Origin of the sequence: Bacillus sp. FSL E2-8868 (assembly GCF_038005505.1) — a bacterium.
Classification (GTDB): Bacteria; Bacillota; Bacilli; order Bacillales; family Bacillaceae_G; genus Bacillus_A; species Bacillus_A mycoides.
Map to the genome: position 1 here is coordinate 838082 of NZ_JBBOTI010000001.1, position 16050 is coordinate 854131.

A 16050-nucleotide genomic window follows, 5' to 3' on the forward strand; every position below is an offset into this window, starting at 1 on the left:
GAATTCCACCTCAAAATTCGGCTGGAGCCCTGCTACCCGTAAACGCCCGATTGGTGAAGGCTAATAATCAGTGGGGATGAACAAAACCCCACTGATTAAAGTTTCACTTTATATTTTGGTAGACTTTAACTACAGACAAGTACAAGTCTTTAAAACGCCAATGTGTTCTTTGAAAAAAGATAGCATAGGGAGTTCGATAGCCGAATTCAAGCTATCGGTAAAATGATATGTGTCGTCAAGAACAAGACGCTAAAACACCTGAACACGAATCTGTACGGTATGGTATAGTACAGTAGCTCACGAACCTATACGGTCTGTTGTGAGAGTGGTGATGGCACACCGCAATCTTGCACGTCAGCGATACCAGAAATGGACTTCGCCTTAGGTAGCAAGAATCCCACTGATGTTAGTCAGCTTGCCCCATTAGGGTGGGAATGTCAAATTCTTTAGTATCGTATGAAAAAAAGAGAAAAAAGGTGAAAGAAAAGCCTATCAACTGATAGGCTTGTACTCTTTAATAACACGTAATGTTTGTAATGTCATATCTTCAGGACCTTGTACAGGTAACCCAGCTTCTAAATTTTTAAGAATATACTCTAAGTTATCTTGTGTAATAATTTCCCCCGGAGTAAAGATTGGAATCCCTGGCGGATAAACCATAACAAAATCAGCTATAATACGACCTGCTGCGTTTTCAAATGGAATGACTTCTGTTTCTGAATAAAAAGCATCTCTAGGAGAAAGTGCTAGCACAGGTATTTCAGGTATTTCTACTTGTACTTGAACACCTTTGTCTGCTCTATTTCTATATGTTGCTGCTAAATCTTGTAATGCTGTAATAAGTGTATCTGTTTCACTTTCTGTATCTCCAAATGTGATAAGACAAAGTATGTTATATAAATCAGAGAGTTCTACTTCAATGTTGTAATGTTCTCTAAGCCATACTTCAGCCTGATGGCCTGTAATACCTAAATCTTTTACAGATACAATTATCTTTGTAGGATCATAGTTAAAAGTAGCATCTGTTCCTAGCATTTCTTTTCCGGGACAATAAAGATGCTCAATAACATTTATAGCATCACGAACATGCTCAGCTAATTGTATTGTTTGTTCTATGAGAGCTGTTCCTTCTGTAGCAAGACGTTTTCTAGCAACATCAAGGGATGCTAACAAAATGTAAGAAGTTGATGTAGTCGTAAGCATGCTAATAATGGATTGGACATGCTTTACGTTCACAAGACCTTCTTTTACATTAAGAATAGAGCTTTGGGTTAAAGACCCACCTAATTTGTGAACACTTGTTGCTGCCATATCTGCACCTGCTTGCATAGCTGATATTGGTAGTTCATCATGAAAATGGATATGAACACCGTGAGCCTCATCAACAAGTACAGGAATATCGTAAGAATGAGCTAATTCTACAATCTGCTCTAAATCTGCAGCAAACCCAAAATATGTTGGATTTATAACAAGTAAGCCTTTCGCATCTGAGTGCTCTTCAAGAGCCTTTTTGACAGATTGAATTGTGATCCCATGTGAAATACCGAGCTTCGGATCAATCTCAGGATGCATGAAAATTGGTTTTGCACCTGAGAAAATAATAGCTGACATTACTGATTTATGCACATTCCGTGGCACGAGGATTTTATCCCCAGGACCGCACACGCTCATCACCATTGTCATAATTGCACCACTTGTACCTTGAATAGAAAAGAACGTATGATCTGCACCGAAAGCAGCGGCTGCTAAATCCTGCGCTTCTTTAATCATACCTTTTGGATGATGTAAATCATCGAGCGGCGCAATATTAATTAAATCAATTGCTAATGCATTATGCCCAATAAATTCGCGAAATGTAGGATCCATGCCCTGTCCTTTTTTATGACCAGGAATATGGAATTGAACTGGATTTCGCTTACTGTGCTCAACTAAAGCGGTAAACAATGGTGTTTCGTATTGGGACAATCTATACACCCCTTCTTCTTCGTAATATTTATTAGAGTTTGTTTTATATGATTTCATCTCATTCTAAAAGGAAATTAAGATGACAAACTTTTAGAACTTGACTTGTTTTTCTGCCATTCGCAAAAGCCTTTTTTGGGATGGTAGTCTCACTTTATTCTCTATAAAACAAAAGCATTATATCACCAATAATTATAGATGTATAGAAAAATCGCATTTTCAAGGTGAGTATGTTTAATAGTTATATTTTAAATACTGCAAAGAGGAAGACAATTCCATTGAAATGGATAAATGGTGTATAATGCAGAGTGGCTATAGTGAAGAATAAAAGGTTGTCTTAAAGGTAGCATAATAGAAAAAGAAAGAATACTGAATGAGGTGCAAAAATGGAATATCAATATCCACTTGATTACAATTGGTCAAATGAAGAAATGGTAGCAGTTGTAAAGTTTTATGAAGCGATTGAAAAGGTATATGAAAAAGGAGTTTTGAGAGAAGATTTGATGGAATTATATCGTCGTTTTAAAGAGATTGTGCCATCGAAGGCAGCGGAGAAAAAAATTGATAAAGAATTTCAAGAAGTAAGTGGATATTCTATATATCGTACGATTCAAAGAGCAAAAGAAGTAGCGGAAAAAAAGATTGTAAAAATGTAAAAATATTTTGAAAATTAAAATGCAAAGTGCTATAATGTGATAACAACTAAAAACGGACAATATAAATTGTCCGTTTTCTACTATCGATTACAAAGTGCATATAAAGGAAGGAGTGGTTGCATCGTAGATTCAATCTTAGCAAGGAATTGTTCGTTGGTCATTGCTGAAAACTCCTCTGGTGATATATGAATACCGACTAATAACTCTGCTTTTTTCACAGTAGCTAAACGTTCAATCATCTTTTGTAAGTCTTCCGTTTCAAGCGTTTTATGCAGTTTTACACCTGGTTTAGTATGGTCAATGGACCAAACGAAGTCATTTGGAATATTTGTTTTTAAATCATTTAAATGTTCTAAGAAGGCGTGAGCCGTCTCCACTTTTTGTGGACACTCATAGATTAAACCAAAGTATATGAAGGCGTGAGTACCCCATAAACCAATTTGAAAGTGTGGTAACATTTTATATCCACGTTTATTTGTTGAAAAAGCAACCCAAGTATCGTTTGGTGGATTGACTTTGCGGCGTGCATGTTTTGCTACATGGTAGAAAAAGTTTTCATCAGTTTGTTGTGATAAATATTCTGCAAATTGTTCCCCTAAAGCTTCTAGCTTAGGATGAATATTCGTTTTAATTGCGCTCATTCGTTCTTCAAGACCATCAACAGTAAAGACTTCAAAATCAGTTGATGTGAATGTTTGTAGTGTCATGATTGTTCCTCCAACTCCTATTTTGTTTTAATTTTAGCATAGCTTGTACTATTCATAAAAAAAACATCACAAAAAAATTTAAATAAAAAAATATAATTTTGTTGCATAGATGATTTATCCAACATAGTATAGTATAAAACAAAAAATCAGAAAATTGAATCAATTCTAGTCCGAGGGCAGACGAATATTGGGAGGAGGCAAAAAAATGAGACAGGTGATTAATGCGTTAAAGAGAACAGATGCTGAAAAGAGAATTCCGGTGCTACGTTTGGAGCTAGATTATGAATTAGCAACTTTATATGATGCGATGATGGATAATGACAAACAGAAAAAAGAAGAGTGCGTACAAAAATTAGAAGTGTTAAGACTTGAAATGATCCGTTTAGAAGCGTAATAATAGTATATGTATAAATAATTAGTTGGTGCGAACCTTATAAAGGGTTCGTTTTTTCTGTGAACAGTATAGATCGGAGTGTTTAAACATGCAAGAAGTATGGAAAGACATCGATACACACGCGAAACAGTGGATTCGAGAAGCCGGAGAACAATTAATGGCGTCACTGAAAAAAACACTTATTATAGAAACAAAGTCAAATGCAGCTGATCTAGTAACAAATATGGACCGAGAAACGGAGCAGTTTTTAATTGGGAAAATTAAAGAAACATTCCCGGCTCATAATATTTTAGGAGAAGAAGGCTATGGAGATGAGATTACCTCTTCTAATGGGGTTGTTTGGTTAATTGATCCAATTGATGGCACGATGAACTTTGTTCATCAAAAAAGAAATTTCGCAATCTCAATCGGGATTTATGAGAACGGTATCGGAAAGATTGGTCTTATTTATGATCCAGTTCATGACGAACTATATCATGCGGTAAAGGGAGAAGGGGCTTTTTGCAATGATTTAGCTATTCCCATGTTGGAAAAAGGAACGGTAGAGCATGGAGTTATAGCTTTGAATGCGATATGGCTTACTGATAATCCATTGCTTAATATGGAAAAAATGATGATGCTCGTTAAGAAGGCGAGAGGTACGAGGTCATATGGTTGTGCAGCGTTAGAAATGGTATATGTTGCCACGGGAAGATTAGACGCATATGTAACACCGCGCTTATCGCCATGGGACTTTGGCGGGGGACAGATTATTGTAGAGGAAGTTGGCGGTAAAGTGACAACGTTCTTGGGAACGCCTCTTTCTATTGTAGAGAAAAGCAGTGTGTTAGTTGCAAAACCAGGAGTATACGAAGAATTATTACCATTTGTATCGCAATAATGAAAAAAAGTAAGAGGCATAAAGAAGCTTCTTACTTTTTAATGTTATTGCGATTTACGCATTTTTCTTTTTGTTACAAAACCGTATCCAACTGTAACAAATGTGCCGATAATGCAAATAATAATGCCGATGGGACTATTTTCAGCAATCATAATTCCGATACCAATTAAGAAGATAACACCGATAATTGCTGTTAATAAAAAGCGATATTGAATGTGTTCCATTTCTTCACCCTCCAATCTTATTTTACTTTCACAAAAGTAAGAATACAACTATATTTTCATTCTTGATTTTATTTTGATTGCCATTGTATCCCCTTCGCTCTTATAATAGAGAAGGATTAAAAAGACATTAGGAGTTGGACATGTTGAAAAAACGACAAGATTTACGAAATATAGCAATTATTGCCCACGTTGACCATGGTAAAACAACACTTGTTGACCAGTTATTACGTCAAGCGGGGACGTTCCGTGCGAATGAACATATTGAAGAACGCGCAATGGACTCAAATGATCTAGAAAGAGAACGTGGTATTACAATTTTAGCGAAGAATACTGCGATTCACTATGAAGATAAAAGAATTAACATTTTAGATACACCTGGTCACGCTGACTTCGGTGGAGAAGTAGAACGTATCATGAAAATGGTTGATGGTGTTCTACTTGTAGTTGATGCATATGAAGGTTGTATGCCACAAACACGATTTGTTTTAAAGAAAGCTCTTGAGCAAAACTTAACTCCAATCGTTGTTGTAAACAAAATTGACCGTGACTTCGCTCGCCCTGATGAAGTAGTTGATGAAGTAGTTGACTTATTCATCGAACTTGGTGCAAACGAAGATCAATTAGAGTTCCCAGTTGTATTTGCATCAGCAATGAACGGAACAGCAAGCTTAGATTCAAATCCAGCAAATCAAGAAGAGAATATGAAATCATTGTTTGACACAATCATTGAACATATTCCAGCACCAATTGATAACAGCGAAGAGCCACTTCAATTCCAAGTAGCACTTCTTGATTACAATGACTATGTTGGTCGTATCGGGGTTGGACGCATATTCCGTGGTACAATGAAAGTAGGACAACAAGTTGCATTAATGAAAGTTGACGGAAGTGTAAAACAATTCCGTGTAACTAAATTATTTGGTTACATTGGATTAAAACGTCAAGAAATTGAAGAAGCAAAAGCTGGAGATTTAGTAGCTGTTTCAGGTATGGAAGACATTAACGTAGGTGAAACGGTATGTCCGGTTGAGCATGAAGAGGCTTTACCATTATTACGTATTGATGAGCCAACATTACAAATGACATTCCTTGTAAATAATAGCCCGTTTGCAGGTCGTGAAGGTAAATTCATTACTTCTCGTAAAATTGAAGAGCGTCTTCGTTCACAATTAGAGACAGATGTAAGTTTACGTGTAGATAATACAGATTCTCCTGATGCATGGATCGTATCTGGACGCGGAGAGTTACATTTATCTATCTTAATTGAAAACATGCGTCGTGAAGGTTATGAACTACAAGTATCTAAGCCAGAAGTAATTATTAAAGATGTTGATGGCGTAAGATCTGAGCCTGTAGAGCGCGTACAAATCGATGTGCCTGAAGAATACACTGGTTCTATTATGGAATCAATGGGTGCACGTAAAGGTGAAATGTTAGATATGGTGAATAATGGAAATGGTCAAGTTCGCCTTACTTTCATGGTTCCAGCACGTGGTTTAATTGGTTACACAACAGAATTCCTAACATTAACTCGTGGTTACGGTATTTTAAACCACACATTTGATTGCTACCAACCAGTACATGCTGGACAAGTGGGTGGACGTCGCCAAGGTGTTCTAGTTTCACTTGACACAGGAAAAGCATCACAATATGGTATTATGCAAGTTGAAGATCGCGGTGTAATCTTCGTTGAACCAGGTACAGAAGTATATGCTGGTATGATCGTTGGAGAACATACACGTGAGAATGATTTAACAGTTAACGTTGTAAAAATGAAACAACAAACTAACATTCGTTCTGCGACGAAAGATCAAACTTCATCAATGAAAAAACCACGCTTAATGACTTTAGAAGAGTCATTAGAGTACTTAAACGATGATGAGTTCTGTGAAGTAACTCCAGAATCAATTCGTCTACGTAAAAAGATTCTTGATAAGAGTGAGCGCGAAAGAGCTGCTAAGAAAAAGAAATCTGTTGAAGCATAAAATAATAGAACAGCTACCTTTTATAAAGGTAGCTGTTTTTTTGTTTTTTGTTTATTTTTTAGAATATTTACTCTTTTTTGTAGACAGTATTTTTTTTGCGAGTTACTCTTGTATTAAGTACATAAAGAGAATTTGTTTCATGAGAAGGGGTGAAAGATAGTGTTAGAAAGAATGTCATTTTTCGCGAAACTTTGTAAAGTTGATGAAAATCCAGAGTTAGGGATGTGGTTGCTTTATGGAACAATAATTTTATTAAGTGCACTTGTATATAATCTAGGATTTGCAAGGAAGCTATCGGTACTAAAAAATATAGTGATATATACATCTTTAGCAATTGGATGCACGGTATTAACTTTTTTTGCAGTTTTTTTACCCGTTGGAGAGGGGCTCGTTGTAGCGGCAATTGTACTTGGAATTTATAGACTGCGTTTACGTCAAGCTAAACAACAAAAAACAGGGTGAAAAAAGGAGGGGCTTTCATGCGCTCAGTACAAGATGCATTATATAATTGGTTAACAATTAAAACGGTTGCGGAAGCACGTCCAGATGATAGAGCTGCACAAGAAACGTATGTATTATTCCAAAATATGATATATGAAGAGCATAAATTACGAAATGTAGAAGTTGAAAAGAACGAGGAAATGTATTTGATTACATATGAAATTGATGGAGAAATAAGGTGTGCAAGATTTCCAGTAGAAGCCATTGATTGTTTTTTGGATCAGATGAATCGTGAACCAGAAAAATACAAATAAGTCCTTATCTATATGATTAAGGACTTATTTCCGGTTTACCAATCGTCTTCTACTTTTTTATCACGATATAATCGGAAATTACCACTCGCATGGCGTTCCGTAGTACGCTCTGCAATTCGTTCCGTACATTCCATGCACATATATGTATGAATAGGGCGATTACGCAGTTTTTTTGCCATAGGATTTTCGTCATCTAACATATCTTTTTTATCACAAATCATACATTTGACTCTCATTTCGTCACCTCAATACGAATTCTATCAGTATAAGTATATCATGGAAGTATAATGTTTTTGAATAATAGCGGGAAAAAATAATATTTTCGCAATTCGAAAAATAGGTTATGATAAGGATATATAAATAATATTTGGAGGTGGAAATATGGCGAATGTAGTTGAGCCTACATTGACAGGTGATTTAGTACAATCGTTGCGTAAAGAGTGTATCGTTATGATAGCAACAACAGATTTCGAAAAACAAATTCCTAACGTAAGTGCTATTTCTTGGGTATATGCAGTGAGTGAAACTAGTATTCGATTTGCGGTAGATCAACGCTCACGTATTGTGGGGAATATACGGCATAGTGCAGGGGTTGTATTGACTATAATGGCGAATGAATCCGTATTTTCCATAAGTGGTGAAAGTGAAATTTTAACAGATAGAATGGAAGGGATTCCTCTAAAATTAACGGTAGTAGAAGTGAATGTACAAGAAGTTCGTGATGTTATGTTTTATGGTGCGAAACTTGCTACTGAACCAACATATGAAAAAACATATGATCTTCGAGCAGCTAAAAAGCTTGATAACCAAGTATTAGTAGGAATGAAAGAATTATAAAGAAGATGAATAGGAACATCGTTCATAAACTTTTACAAGTGAGTATTGTGATTTAATGTGAAAAATTATAATAAAAAGTAATATATTGAATAGAAATGAATAAAAAATAAAGAAAAGGTTTAATTTCTATGAGTTTCGATTCTACCTCGTTTTTACGGTACATATAATTATAACAATGGTTCGTCCATATTTTATGGATGAAACCCTTGTTCTACAAATTTAAAAGTGGAGTCAGGGGGTAACAGGTTGGATAAAATTTATGTGTTAGATACGAATGTACTTTTGCAGGATCCTTTATCTATTTTTTCATTTGCAACAAATGAAGTAGTGATTCCAGCAGTTGTATTAGAAGAGGTTGATTCGAAAAAACGTTATATGGATGAAGTAGGACGAAATGCTCGCTATGTATCTAAGTTAATCGACAAATTTCGCGAAATAGGAAAGCTGCATGAAAGTATTCCGTTAGAAAACGGCGGTACATTTCGTATTGAATTAAATCATCGCTCATTTGTTCAACTGCAAGATATTTTTGTAGAAAAAACAAATGATAATCGAATTTTAGCGGTAGCGAAAAACCTCTCTTTAGAAGAACAAGAAAAAGAGGACGGGAAATCAGTTATTTTAGTAAGTAAAGATGTACTCGTAAGGGTAAAAGCTGATGCAATCGGATTGCAGGCCGAAGATTATTTAAGTGACCGAGTAATCGAAGTGGAAAATATATATTCAGGATTTTTAGAAGGGTATATATCAAAAGAACAGTTAGATTATTTTTATGAAAAAGGTGAACTACCTTTATCTGAAATCGCAAATCATCCTTTTTATCCAAATCAGTTTGTTGTAATGAAAGATGCACTAGGGGGTTCTAGTTCTGCACTTGGGATTGTGGATCATTTAGGTAAGAAGGTAAAAAAACTTATTTTTCACAATGAACAAGTGTGGGGGATACGCCCACGAAACGTGCAGCAAATTATGGGATTAGAATTGCTACTTCGGGAAGATATTCCACTTGTAACGTTAACAGGGAAAGCCGGTACAGGAAAAACGTTACTCGCATTAGCTTCGGGACTAATGCAAACGGAAGATTTAGGGTTATATAAAAAACTACTTGTCGCGAGACCAATTGTACCGGTAGGGAAAGATATAGGCTATTTACCAGGAGAGAAAGAGGAAAAATTAAGACCGTGGATGCAGCCGATTTTTGATAATCTAGAGTATTTATTCAATACGAAAAAGCCTGGGGAGCTAGATGCTATTTTAGCTGGGATGGGTTCGATTGAAGTAGAAGCGCTTACCTATATACGCGGGAGAAGTATTCCAGACCAATTCATTATAATTGACGAGGCACAAAATTTAACGAAGCATGAAGTAAAGACGATATTAACAAGGGTAGGCGAAAAAAGTAAGATTGTATTAATGGGGGATCCTCAGCAAATTGATCACCCGTATTTAGATGAATATAATAACGGTTTAACATATGTTGTAGAGAAGTTTAAAGAACAACGTATTAGTGGTCATGTAAAGTTTGTTAAAGGAGAGCGTTCTAATTTAGCACAACTAGCAGCGGATTTATTATAAAAAGGAGTGAGCTTAAGCTCACTCCTTTTTTGCCTTTTAATTATACAATTTAAATGATTGTAAATTTACGGATGTTACGAATCGGATTTTGTCTATTAGATCCATCATGGAAATATAGATGAACAGGCCCGTCTTCTCGTAATGGTTTACCTTCTTTTGAAAAACCGAGAATAGCTTTATGGGCTGTTTCTAACGGAAGTGTAATTGTATTGTCTGTGGTTGCAATTTCGACATGAGTAGCATCTTCTAAAATTTCAGCATTTTTTAGAAATGGATGAAGTGGTATGCCAAACGTCCCGTTAATAAGCTGTTCTTTTTTATATTTCTTTACACTTTGTTGTATTGGCGGGAAGGCAGCACCATCACGGATTTCGCGATCCCAATGCTCTGAAGTATGTTTTAAGTATGTTTCTAATTCGGATGATGCTTCTCTAGTTTCATCAAAGTAGGTTGTCAAATCTATTTTTCGATCATCGAAAATCCATACAGTTGGATCGATAGTGATTGGAAAACGAACTTTTCCATTAATAAATAAAATTTCGCTCATTGTTGTTCCCCCATTTGTGTTATACTCCCACTTTTCAGTATAATAGTATTAGGCACTGTTGTCACAAAAAATGTTTCTATTGCAATTTATTAAAACTATCGCTAATATTAATAGATATGAGAGAGTAGGACGGAAACGGAGGGAATCAATTTGGCGTCTGAGACAGTATCAAATCATCAGGAAAAGGCACTAGCCCTTCTACAAGCGGATGCAGAGAAGATTTTAAGACTTATTAAGGTACAAATGGACAATCTTACAATGCCGCAATGTCCATTATATGAAGAAGTTTTAGACACACAAATGTTTGGACTATCCCGCGAGGTCGATTTTGCGGTTCGCCTTGGTCTTATTGGAGAAGAACAAGGGAAAGCAATGTTAGGAGAGCTCGAACGTGAGTTGTCTGCACTTCATGAAGCATTTACAAACAAACAACAATAACGGGTTCAAATAAGGGGGCTCAAACTGAAATAGTTTGGGCTTTTTATTTGTTTAATAAAGAAGGAAGAACCTATATACATATGGAATACAACAATAATTAAATTGAAACAGAAAGAGGAAATGAAATGAAAAAAGTATGGAAATCGATGGATTATTCCTTATTACTTCCTCTTGTTATCTTATGTGTGCTGGGAGTAATAATGGTATATAGTTCTAGTTCCATTGTTGCGATTTCGTCGAGACATAACTGGCCAGCAGATTACTTTTTTAAAAAACAATTATTTGCTCTAGCTGTTGGAACGATAATGTTAGCGATTATAGTTGCCATTCCTTATAAGTTGTGGAGAAAGCGAATAGTTTTGATCGCAATGGGAATAGGGAGTATTGGTCTATTAGCAGCAGCCTTTCTTTTCGGTCAGGTCATAAATGGTGCAAAAGGATGGATATTAGGTATACAACCAGCTGAGTTTGTGAAAATAACGGTTATTATTACGCTAGCAAACTTTTTTGCTAAGAAACAAGAAACGCAAACAGCTTTTGTACAAGGGATAATTCCTCCTCTAGCTGTTGTCGGTGGAGCGATGGGATTAATTTTACTTCAAAATGACTTAGGGACCGATATACTAATAGGTGGAACTGTACTGATTATGTTCTTTTGTTCAGGAGTTAATGTTAATTTAAGTATAAAGCGATTCCTCTTAACGTCTATAATATGGATTCCAGCGTTATATTTTATTGGGAACTATAAGTTAAGTCAGTACCAAAAAGCTCGGTTTTCAGTTTTTCTTGATCCATTTAACGATCCTCAAAATGATGGGTTCCAATTAATAAATTCTTTTATTGGAATTGCTTCAGGAGGGCTAAATGGTCGAGGGTTAGGGAACAGTGTGCAAAAATATGGATACTTACCAGAACCGCAAACAGATTTTATTATGGCAATTATATCTGAAGAACTTGGATTTATAGGCGTAGCTGTCATTTTAATCTGTTTACTACTTATTATTATTCGGGCATTTAGGGTTGCACAAAAGTGCAGAGATCCGTTTGGAAGTTTAATAGCAATTGGAATTGCAAGTTTGTTTGGAGTTCAAACTTTTATAAATGTTGGTGGTATGTCTGGGTTAATACCGCTTACAGGGGTACCATTACCGTTTATAAGTTATGGTGGTAGTTCTTTATTGGCTAATTTACTTGCAATGGGTATACTGTTAAATATTGCTAGTTATGTAAAACGACAAGAGAAACAACAAAACAAATTGACTAACGAAATAGAACAAGGTGGACCGCATCTTGTTGTTGTAAAATAAAAAACACATTGAGCTCTAGAGTTCAATGTGTTTTTTATTTTGTTAGATTTTAAATGTGATACAATATTGATTGTTATAAAACGAAAAGTATATTACATTAAAGTGAATGTGATATACAATATTGTTGTTAGAAAAGGAAGAGGTATGCTATACTATTTTTGTGAAACAAATCGATCAGAAAACTTATCATTTGTTGAAAAATAAGGTATGATGGATAAAAATAAAGTGAAGCTTTCTAAGTATAATATAATGTAGAAAGTGAAGAACTTCACGCTCTTTAGAGTGTGTATGTATTTTATCTCTAGAGTGGTAGGAAAATAGAGGGGGAAAATCATGACAAAGCTGCAACGTATTCAAAAAGTATTGGTAGCTAACCGTGGAGAGATAGCAATTCGTGTGTTCCGAGCATGTTCAGAACTTGGATTAAACACAGTTGCGATCTATTCTAAAGAGGATAGCGGTTCTTATCATCGCTATAAAGCCGATGAGTCCTATTTAGTTGGGGAAGGGAAAAAGCCAATTGATGCTTATCTAGATATTGAAGGCATTATTGAGATTGCGAAAAGTAATCATGTAGATGCAATCCACCCTGGATATGGTTTCTTGTCAGAAAATATTCAATTTGCAAAACGTTGTGAAGAAGAAGGGATTATCTTTATCGGTCCAAAAAGTAAGCATTTAGACATGTTTGGAGATAAAGTTAAAGCAAGAACACAAGCGCAGCTAGCACAAATTCCAATTATTCCTGGTAGTGATGGTCCAGTAAATTCAATAGAAGAAGTTGAAGAATTTGCTGAAAAGTATGATTACCCGATTATTATTAAAGCATCCCTTGGTGGCGGCGGTCGCGGTATGCGTATTGTACGTGCTAGTGAAGAATTAAGAGAATCGTATAATCGCGCGAAATCAGAAGCAAAAGCAGCCTTTGGTAATGATGAAGTGTACGTTGAAAAATTCGTTGAAAAACCTAAACATATAGAAGTACAAATTTTAGCAGATGAAGAAGGTAATGTTGTTCATTTGTATGAGCGTGATTGCTCTGTACAACGACGCCATCAAAAAGTAGTTGAAATTGCACCGAGCGTGTCGCTTTCAGATGATTTGCGTCAGCGTATTTGTGATGCTGCAGTAAAGTTAACGAAAAATGTAAATTATTTAAATGCTGGAACGGTAGAATTCCTTGTAAAAGGTGATGAGTTTTACTTCATTGAAGTAAACCCACGTGTTCAAGTTGAACATACGATTACAGAGATGATTACAGGAGTGGATATCGTTCAATCGCAAATTTTAATAGCTGATGGACATGCATTACATAGCAAAATGGTAGGTGTTCCTAAGCAAGAGGAAGTGGTTGTGCATGGATTTGCAATCCAATCTCGTGTAACGACAGAAGACCCACTTAATAACTTTATGCCTGATACAGGAAAGATTATGGCGTACCGATCAGGCGGTGGTTTTGGTGTTCGTCTTGATACAGGTAATAGTTTCCAAGGTGCAGTTATTACACCGTACTACGATTCTTTACTTGTAAAAGTTACTACTTGGGCACTTACTTTTGAACAAGCCGCTGCAAAAATGGAACGTAACTTAAAAGAATTCCGTATTCGTGGTATTAAAACAAATATTCCATTCCTAGAGAATGTAGTAAAACATAAAAACTTCTTATCAGGAGAATATGACACTTCATTTATTGACGCGTCACCTGAACTATTCTTGTTCCCGAAACGTAAAGACCGCGGAACAAAAATGTTAAATTATATTGGTACAGTAACAGTAAATGGCTTCCCAGGAGTAGGGAAAAAAGAGAAGCCAATTTTCCCAGATGCTCGTATACCAAATGTGATACACTCAGAGCCAATGCAAAATGGAACGAAACAAATTTTGGATGAGCGTGGAGCGGATGGATTAGTAAAGTGGGTACAAGATCAAAAGCGTGTACTTTTAACTGATACAACATTCCGTGATGCACATCAGTCATTACTTGCAACTCGTGTTCGTACAAAAGATTTACATCACATTGCAGAGCCGACAGCGAGAATGTTACCAAACTTATTCTCAGCAGAAATGTGGGGCGGTGCAACGTTTGATGTTGCATATCGTTTCTTGAAAGAAGATCCATGGGAACGATTACTAGATCTTCGTGAAAAAATGCCAAACGTTTTATTCCAAATGTTACTTCGTTCTTCAAACGCAGTTGGATACAAAAACTATCCAGATAATTTAATTCGAAAATTTGTAGAATGTTCCGCGCAAGCCGGAATTGATGTGTTCCGTATTTTTGATAGCTTAAACTGGGTAGAAGGCATGAGAGTTGCAATTGATGCTGTACGAGATACTGGTAAGATTGCAGAAGCAACAATGTGTTACACAGGAGACATTCATGATCCGTTACGCAGTAAATATGATTTAAATTATTATAAAAATTTAGCAAAAGAGTTGGAAGCATCAGGAGCTCACATTTTAGGAATTAAAGATATGGCGGGCTTACTAAAGCCAAACGCAGCATATGATTTAGTTTCAGCATTAAAAGAGACGGTGTCGATTCCAATTCACCTGCACACACACGATACGAGCGGAAATGGTATTTTAACGTATACGAAGGCAATTGAAGCAGGTGTTGATATTGTCGATGTAGCGGTGAGTTCAATGGCTGGTCAAACGTCACAACCAAGTGCGAATACACTATACTATGCGTTAGGTGGAAACGAAAGACAGCCAGATGTTAATATAGACTCATTAGAAAAACTATCTCATTATTGGGAAGATGTACGAAAATATTATGCTCCATTTGAAAGTGGTATGAATGCTCCTCACACAGAGGTATATATGCATGAAATGCCGGGTGGACAGTATAGTAATCTTCAACAACAAGCAAAAGCGGTTGGCTTAGGAGATCGCTTTGATGAAGTTAAAGTGATGTATCGCCGTGTTAATGATATGTTTGGCGACATTGTAAAAGTAACACCATCATCTAAAGTTGTCGGTGATATGGCATTATTTATGGTTCAAAATCACCTAACAGAACAAGATATTTTAGAACGTGGACATGCTATGGACTTCCCAGGATCTGTTGTTGAAATGTTCTCTGGAGATTTAGGACAACCATATGGTGGTTTCCCGAAAGAATTACAAAAAATTATTTTAAAAGGGAAAGAGCCATTAACAGTAAGACCGGGTGAATTATTAGAACCAGTAGATTTCGATGCTTTAAAAGAAGAGTTATTCCACAAACTTGGACGCGAAGTAACAATTTTTGATGTAGTCGCATATGCATTGTATCCAAAAGTATTTATGGACTACGAAAAAGTTGCTGGGATTTATGGAAATGTATCTGTGCTTGATACACCGACATTCTTCTATGGTATGAGACTTGGTGAAGAAATTGATGTGGAAATCGAGCAAGGTAAAACATTGATGGTTAAACTAGTTTCCATTGGGGAGCCACAGCCAGATGGAAATCGTGTGCTTTACCTGGAGTTTAATGGACAACCGCGTGAAATCGTAGTGAAAGATGAAAACGTGAAATCAACTGTTGCACAGCGTGTGAAGGGGAATCGTGAAAATCCAAATCATATTAGCGCAACGATGCCGGGAACTGTTATTAAAGTAGTTGTAAAAGAAGGCGATGAAGTGAAAAAAGGTGATTCCATGGCAATTACAGAAGCTATGAAAATGGAAACGACGGTTCAAGCGCCATTTAGTGGTAAAGTGAAAAAAGTATATGTAAATGATGGGGATGCAATTCAAACGGGAGATTTACTCATTGAATTAGATCATTAAAAT

16 protein-coding genes are annotated in these 16050 nt (G+C 36.1%); 11 read left to right on the forward strand and 5 right to left on the reverse strand.

Translation table 11 applies throughout. The features are described 5' to 3' along the window. Window positions 1–492: 492 nt before the first annotated feature. On the reverse strand, window positions 493–1965 hold the full coding sequence (speA, locus tag NSS74_RS04625) for an arginine decarboxylase (RefSeq protein ID WP_002142966.1): 1473 nt from the start codon (window positions 1963–1965) through the stop codon (window positions 493–495). A gap of 383 nt (window positions 1966–2348) precedes the next feature. On the opposite strand from speA, the gene NSS74_RS04630 reads away from it, so the two are divergent. Beyond that, entirely contained in the window at window positions 2349–2618 is a 270-nt protein-coding gene (locus tag NSS74_RS04630) for a UPF0223 family protein (RefSeq protein WP_002014862.1), read from the forward strand. 80 nt (window positions 2619–2698) lie between these two features. Here the strand turns inward: NSS74_RS04630 and NSS74_RS04635 are convergent, their stop codons facing one another. Beyond that, window positions 2699–3325 carry a YktB family protein gene (locus NSS74_RS04635; protein ID WP_002014864.1) on the reverse strand — a complete coding sequence of 209 codons (627 nt, stop codon included), beginning with the start codon at window positions 3323–3325 and terminating at the stop codon, window positions 2699–2701. Window positions 3326–3530: 205 nt separating this feature from the next. Between NSS74_RS04635 and NSS74_RS04640 the strand changes: the two genes are divergently transcribed. After that, complete coding sequence (locus NSS74_RS04640; protein ID WP_002121995.1) at window positions 3531–3719, forward strand: hypothetical protein; 189 nt, start codon at window positions 3531–3533, stop codon at window positions 3717–3719. A gap of 88 nt (window positions 3720–3807) precedes the next feature. Then, a complete protein-coding gene (locus tag NSS74_RS04645) occupies window positions 3808–4599 on the forward strand; it encodes an inositol monophosphatase family protein (protein ID WP_002033721.1) in 792 nt (263 codons plus the stop codon). A gap of 44 nt (window positions 4600–4643) precedes the next feature. Here the strand turns inward: NSS74_RS04645 and NSS74_RS04650 are convergent, their stop codons facing one another. Continuing rightward, window positions 4644–4823 (reverse strand): DUF5325 family protein, encoded by a 180-nt coding sequence (locus tag NSS74_RS04650; RefSeq protein ID WP_000400127.1) that lies wholly within the window; start codon window positions 4821–4823, stop codon window positions 4644–4646. Window positions 4824–4963: 140 nt separating this feature from the next. Between NSS74_RS04650 and typA the strand changes: the two genes are divergently transcribed. The 3 genes from typA to NSS74_RS04665 all read left to right on the forward strand — a co-directional run bounded on the left by typA (window position 4964) and on the right by NSS74_RS04665 (window position 7563). Then, complete coding sequence (typA, locus tag NSS74_RS04655) at window positions 4964–6808, forward strand: translational GTPase TypA (RefSeq protein WP_002066916.1); 1845 nt, start codon at window positions 4964–4966, stop codon at window positions 6806–6808. Between the two features lie 159 nt (window positions 6809–6967). Next, complete coding sequence (locus tag NSS74_RS04660; RefSeq protein WP_002066917.1) at window positions 6968–7270, forward strand: YlaH-like family protein; 303 nt, start codon at window positions 6968–6970, stop codon at window positions 7268–7270. Between the two features lie 17 nt (window positions 7271–7287). Continuing rightward, the gene (locus tag NSS74_RS04665) at window positions 7288–7563 is read left to right on the forward strand and encodes a hypothetical protein (RefSeq protein WP_002014793.1); all 276 of its coding nucleotides are present in this window, start codon (window positions 7288–7290) and stop codon (window positions 7561–7563) included. 35 nt (window positions 7564–7598) lie between these two features. On the opposite strand, the gene NSS74_RS04670 is transcribed toward NSS74_RS04665, so the two are convergent. Beyond that, window positions 7599–7799, reverse strand: a complete 201-nt coding sequence (locus tag NSS74_RS04670; RefSeq protein WP_002088318.1) for a YlaI family protein — start codon at window positions 7797–7799, stop codon at window positions 7599–7601. A gap of 145 nt (window positions 7800–7944) precedes the next feature. Here NSS74_RS04670 and NSS74_RS04675 point away from each other — a divergent pair, with 145 nt between their 5' ends. Further along, the gene (locus NSS74_RS04675; protein WP_002014791.1) at window positions 7945–8400 is read left to right on the forward strand and encodes a pyridoxamine 5'-phosphate oxidase family protein; all 456 of its coding nucleotides are present in this window, start codon (window positions 7945–7947) and stop codon (window positions 8398–8400) included. Between the two features lie 246 nt (window positions 8401–8646). Next, the gene (locus NSS74_RS04680; protein ID WP_002088317.1) at window positions 8647–9975 is read left to right on the forward strand and encodes a PhoH family protein; all 1329 of its coding nucleotides are present in this window, start codon (window positions 8647–8649) and stop codon (window positions 9973–9975) included. 49 nt (window positions 9976–10024) lie between these two features. Here the strand turns inward: NSS74_RS04680 and NSS74_RS04685 are convergent, their stop codons facing one another. Next, window positions 10025–10522: a hypothetical protein gene (locus NSS74_RS04685; protein WP_002142965.1), complete on the reverse strand. Its 498-nt coding sequence runs from the start codon at window positions 10520–10522 to the stop codon at window positions 10025–10027. Window positions 10523–10672: 150 nt separating this feature from the next. Between NSS74_RS04685 and NSS74_RS04690 the strand changes: the two genes are divergently transcribed. From NSS74_RS04690 to pyc, 3 genes are all read left to right on the forward strand, one after another. Continuing rightward, window positions 10673–10960 carry a YlaN family protein gene (locus tag NSS74_RS04690; protein WP_002088314.1) on the forward strand — a complete coding sequence of 96 codons (288 nt, stop codon included), beginning with the start codon at window positions 10673–10675 and terminating at the stop codon, window positions 10958–10960. 125 nt (window positions 10961–11085) lie between these two features. Further along, window positions 11086–12267, forward strand: coding sequence for an FtsW/RodA/SpoVE family cell cycle protein (locus NSS74_RS04695; protein ID WP_002033727.1), 1182 nt, complete (start codon window positions 11086–11088; stop codon window positions 12265–12267). Between the two features lie 333 nt (window positions 12268–12600). Further along, window positions 12601–16047: a pyruvate carboxylase gene (gene pyc / locus NSS74_RS04700; protein ID WP_002142963.1), complete on the forward strand. Its 3447-nt coding sequence runs from the start codon at window positions 12601–12603 to the stop codon at window positions 16045–16047. Window positions 16048–16050 lie beyond the last annotated feature (3 nt).

What these genes read in the sequence shown, in the direction of transcription:
- NSS74_RS04670 (WP_002088318.1), bottom strand. Translation starts at nt 7,799, where the DNA reads ATGAGAGTCAAATGTATGATTTGTGATAAAAAAGATATGTTAGATGAC.
- NSS74_RS04630 (WP_002014862.1), top strand. Translation starts at nt 2,349, where the DNA reads ATGGAATATCAATATCCACTTGATTACAATTGGTCAAATGAAGAAATG.
- NSS74_RS04685 (WP_002142965.1), bottom strand. Translation starts at nt 10,522, where the DNA reads ATGAGCGAAATTTTATTTATTAATGGAAAAGTTCGTTTTCCAATCACT.
- NSS74_RS04640 (WP_002121995.1), top strand. Translation starts at nt 3,531, where the DNA reads ATGAGACAGGTGATTAATGCGTTAAAGAGAACAGATGCTGAAAAGAGA.
- NSS74_RS04665 (WP_002014793.1), top strand. Translation starts at nt 7,288, where the DNA reads ATGCGCTCAGTACAAGATGCATTATATAATTGGTTAACAATTAAAACG.
- NSS74_RS04675 (WP_002014791.1), top strand. Translation starts at nt 7,945, where the DNA reads ATGGCGAATGTAGTTGAGCCTACATTGACAGGTGATTTAGTACAATCG.
- NSS74_RS04650 (WP_000400127.1), bottom strand. Translation starts at nt 4,823, where the DNA reads ATGGAACACATTCAATATCGCTTTTTATTAACAGCAATTATCGGTGTT.
- NSS74_RS04695 (WP_002033727.1), top strand. Translation starts at nt 11,086, where the DNA reads ATGAAAAAAGTATGGAAATCGATGGATTATTCCTTATTACTTCCTCTT.
- NSS74_RS04635 (WP_002014864.1), bottom strand. Translation starts at nt 3,325, where the DNA reads ATGACACTACAAACATTCACATCAACTGATTTTGAAGTCTTTACTGTT.
- typA (WP_002066916.1), top strand. Translation starts at nt 4,964, where the DNA reads ATGTTGAAAAAACGACAAGATTTACGAAATATAGCAATTATTGCCCAC.
- pyc (WP_002142963.1), top strand. Translation starts at nt 12,601, where the DNA reads ATGACAAAGCTGCAACGTATTCAAAAAGTATTGGTAGCTAACCGTGGA.
- NSS74_RS04645 (WP_002033721.1), top strand. Translation starts at nt 3,808, where the DNA reads ATGCAAGAAGTATGGAAAGACATCGATACACACGCGAAACAGTGGATT.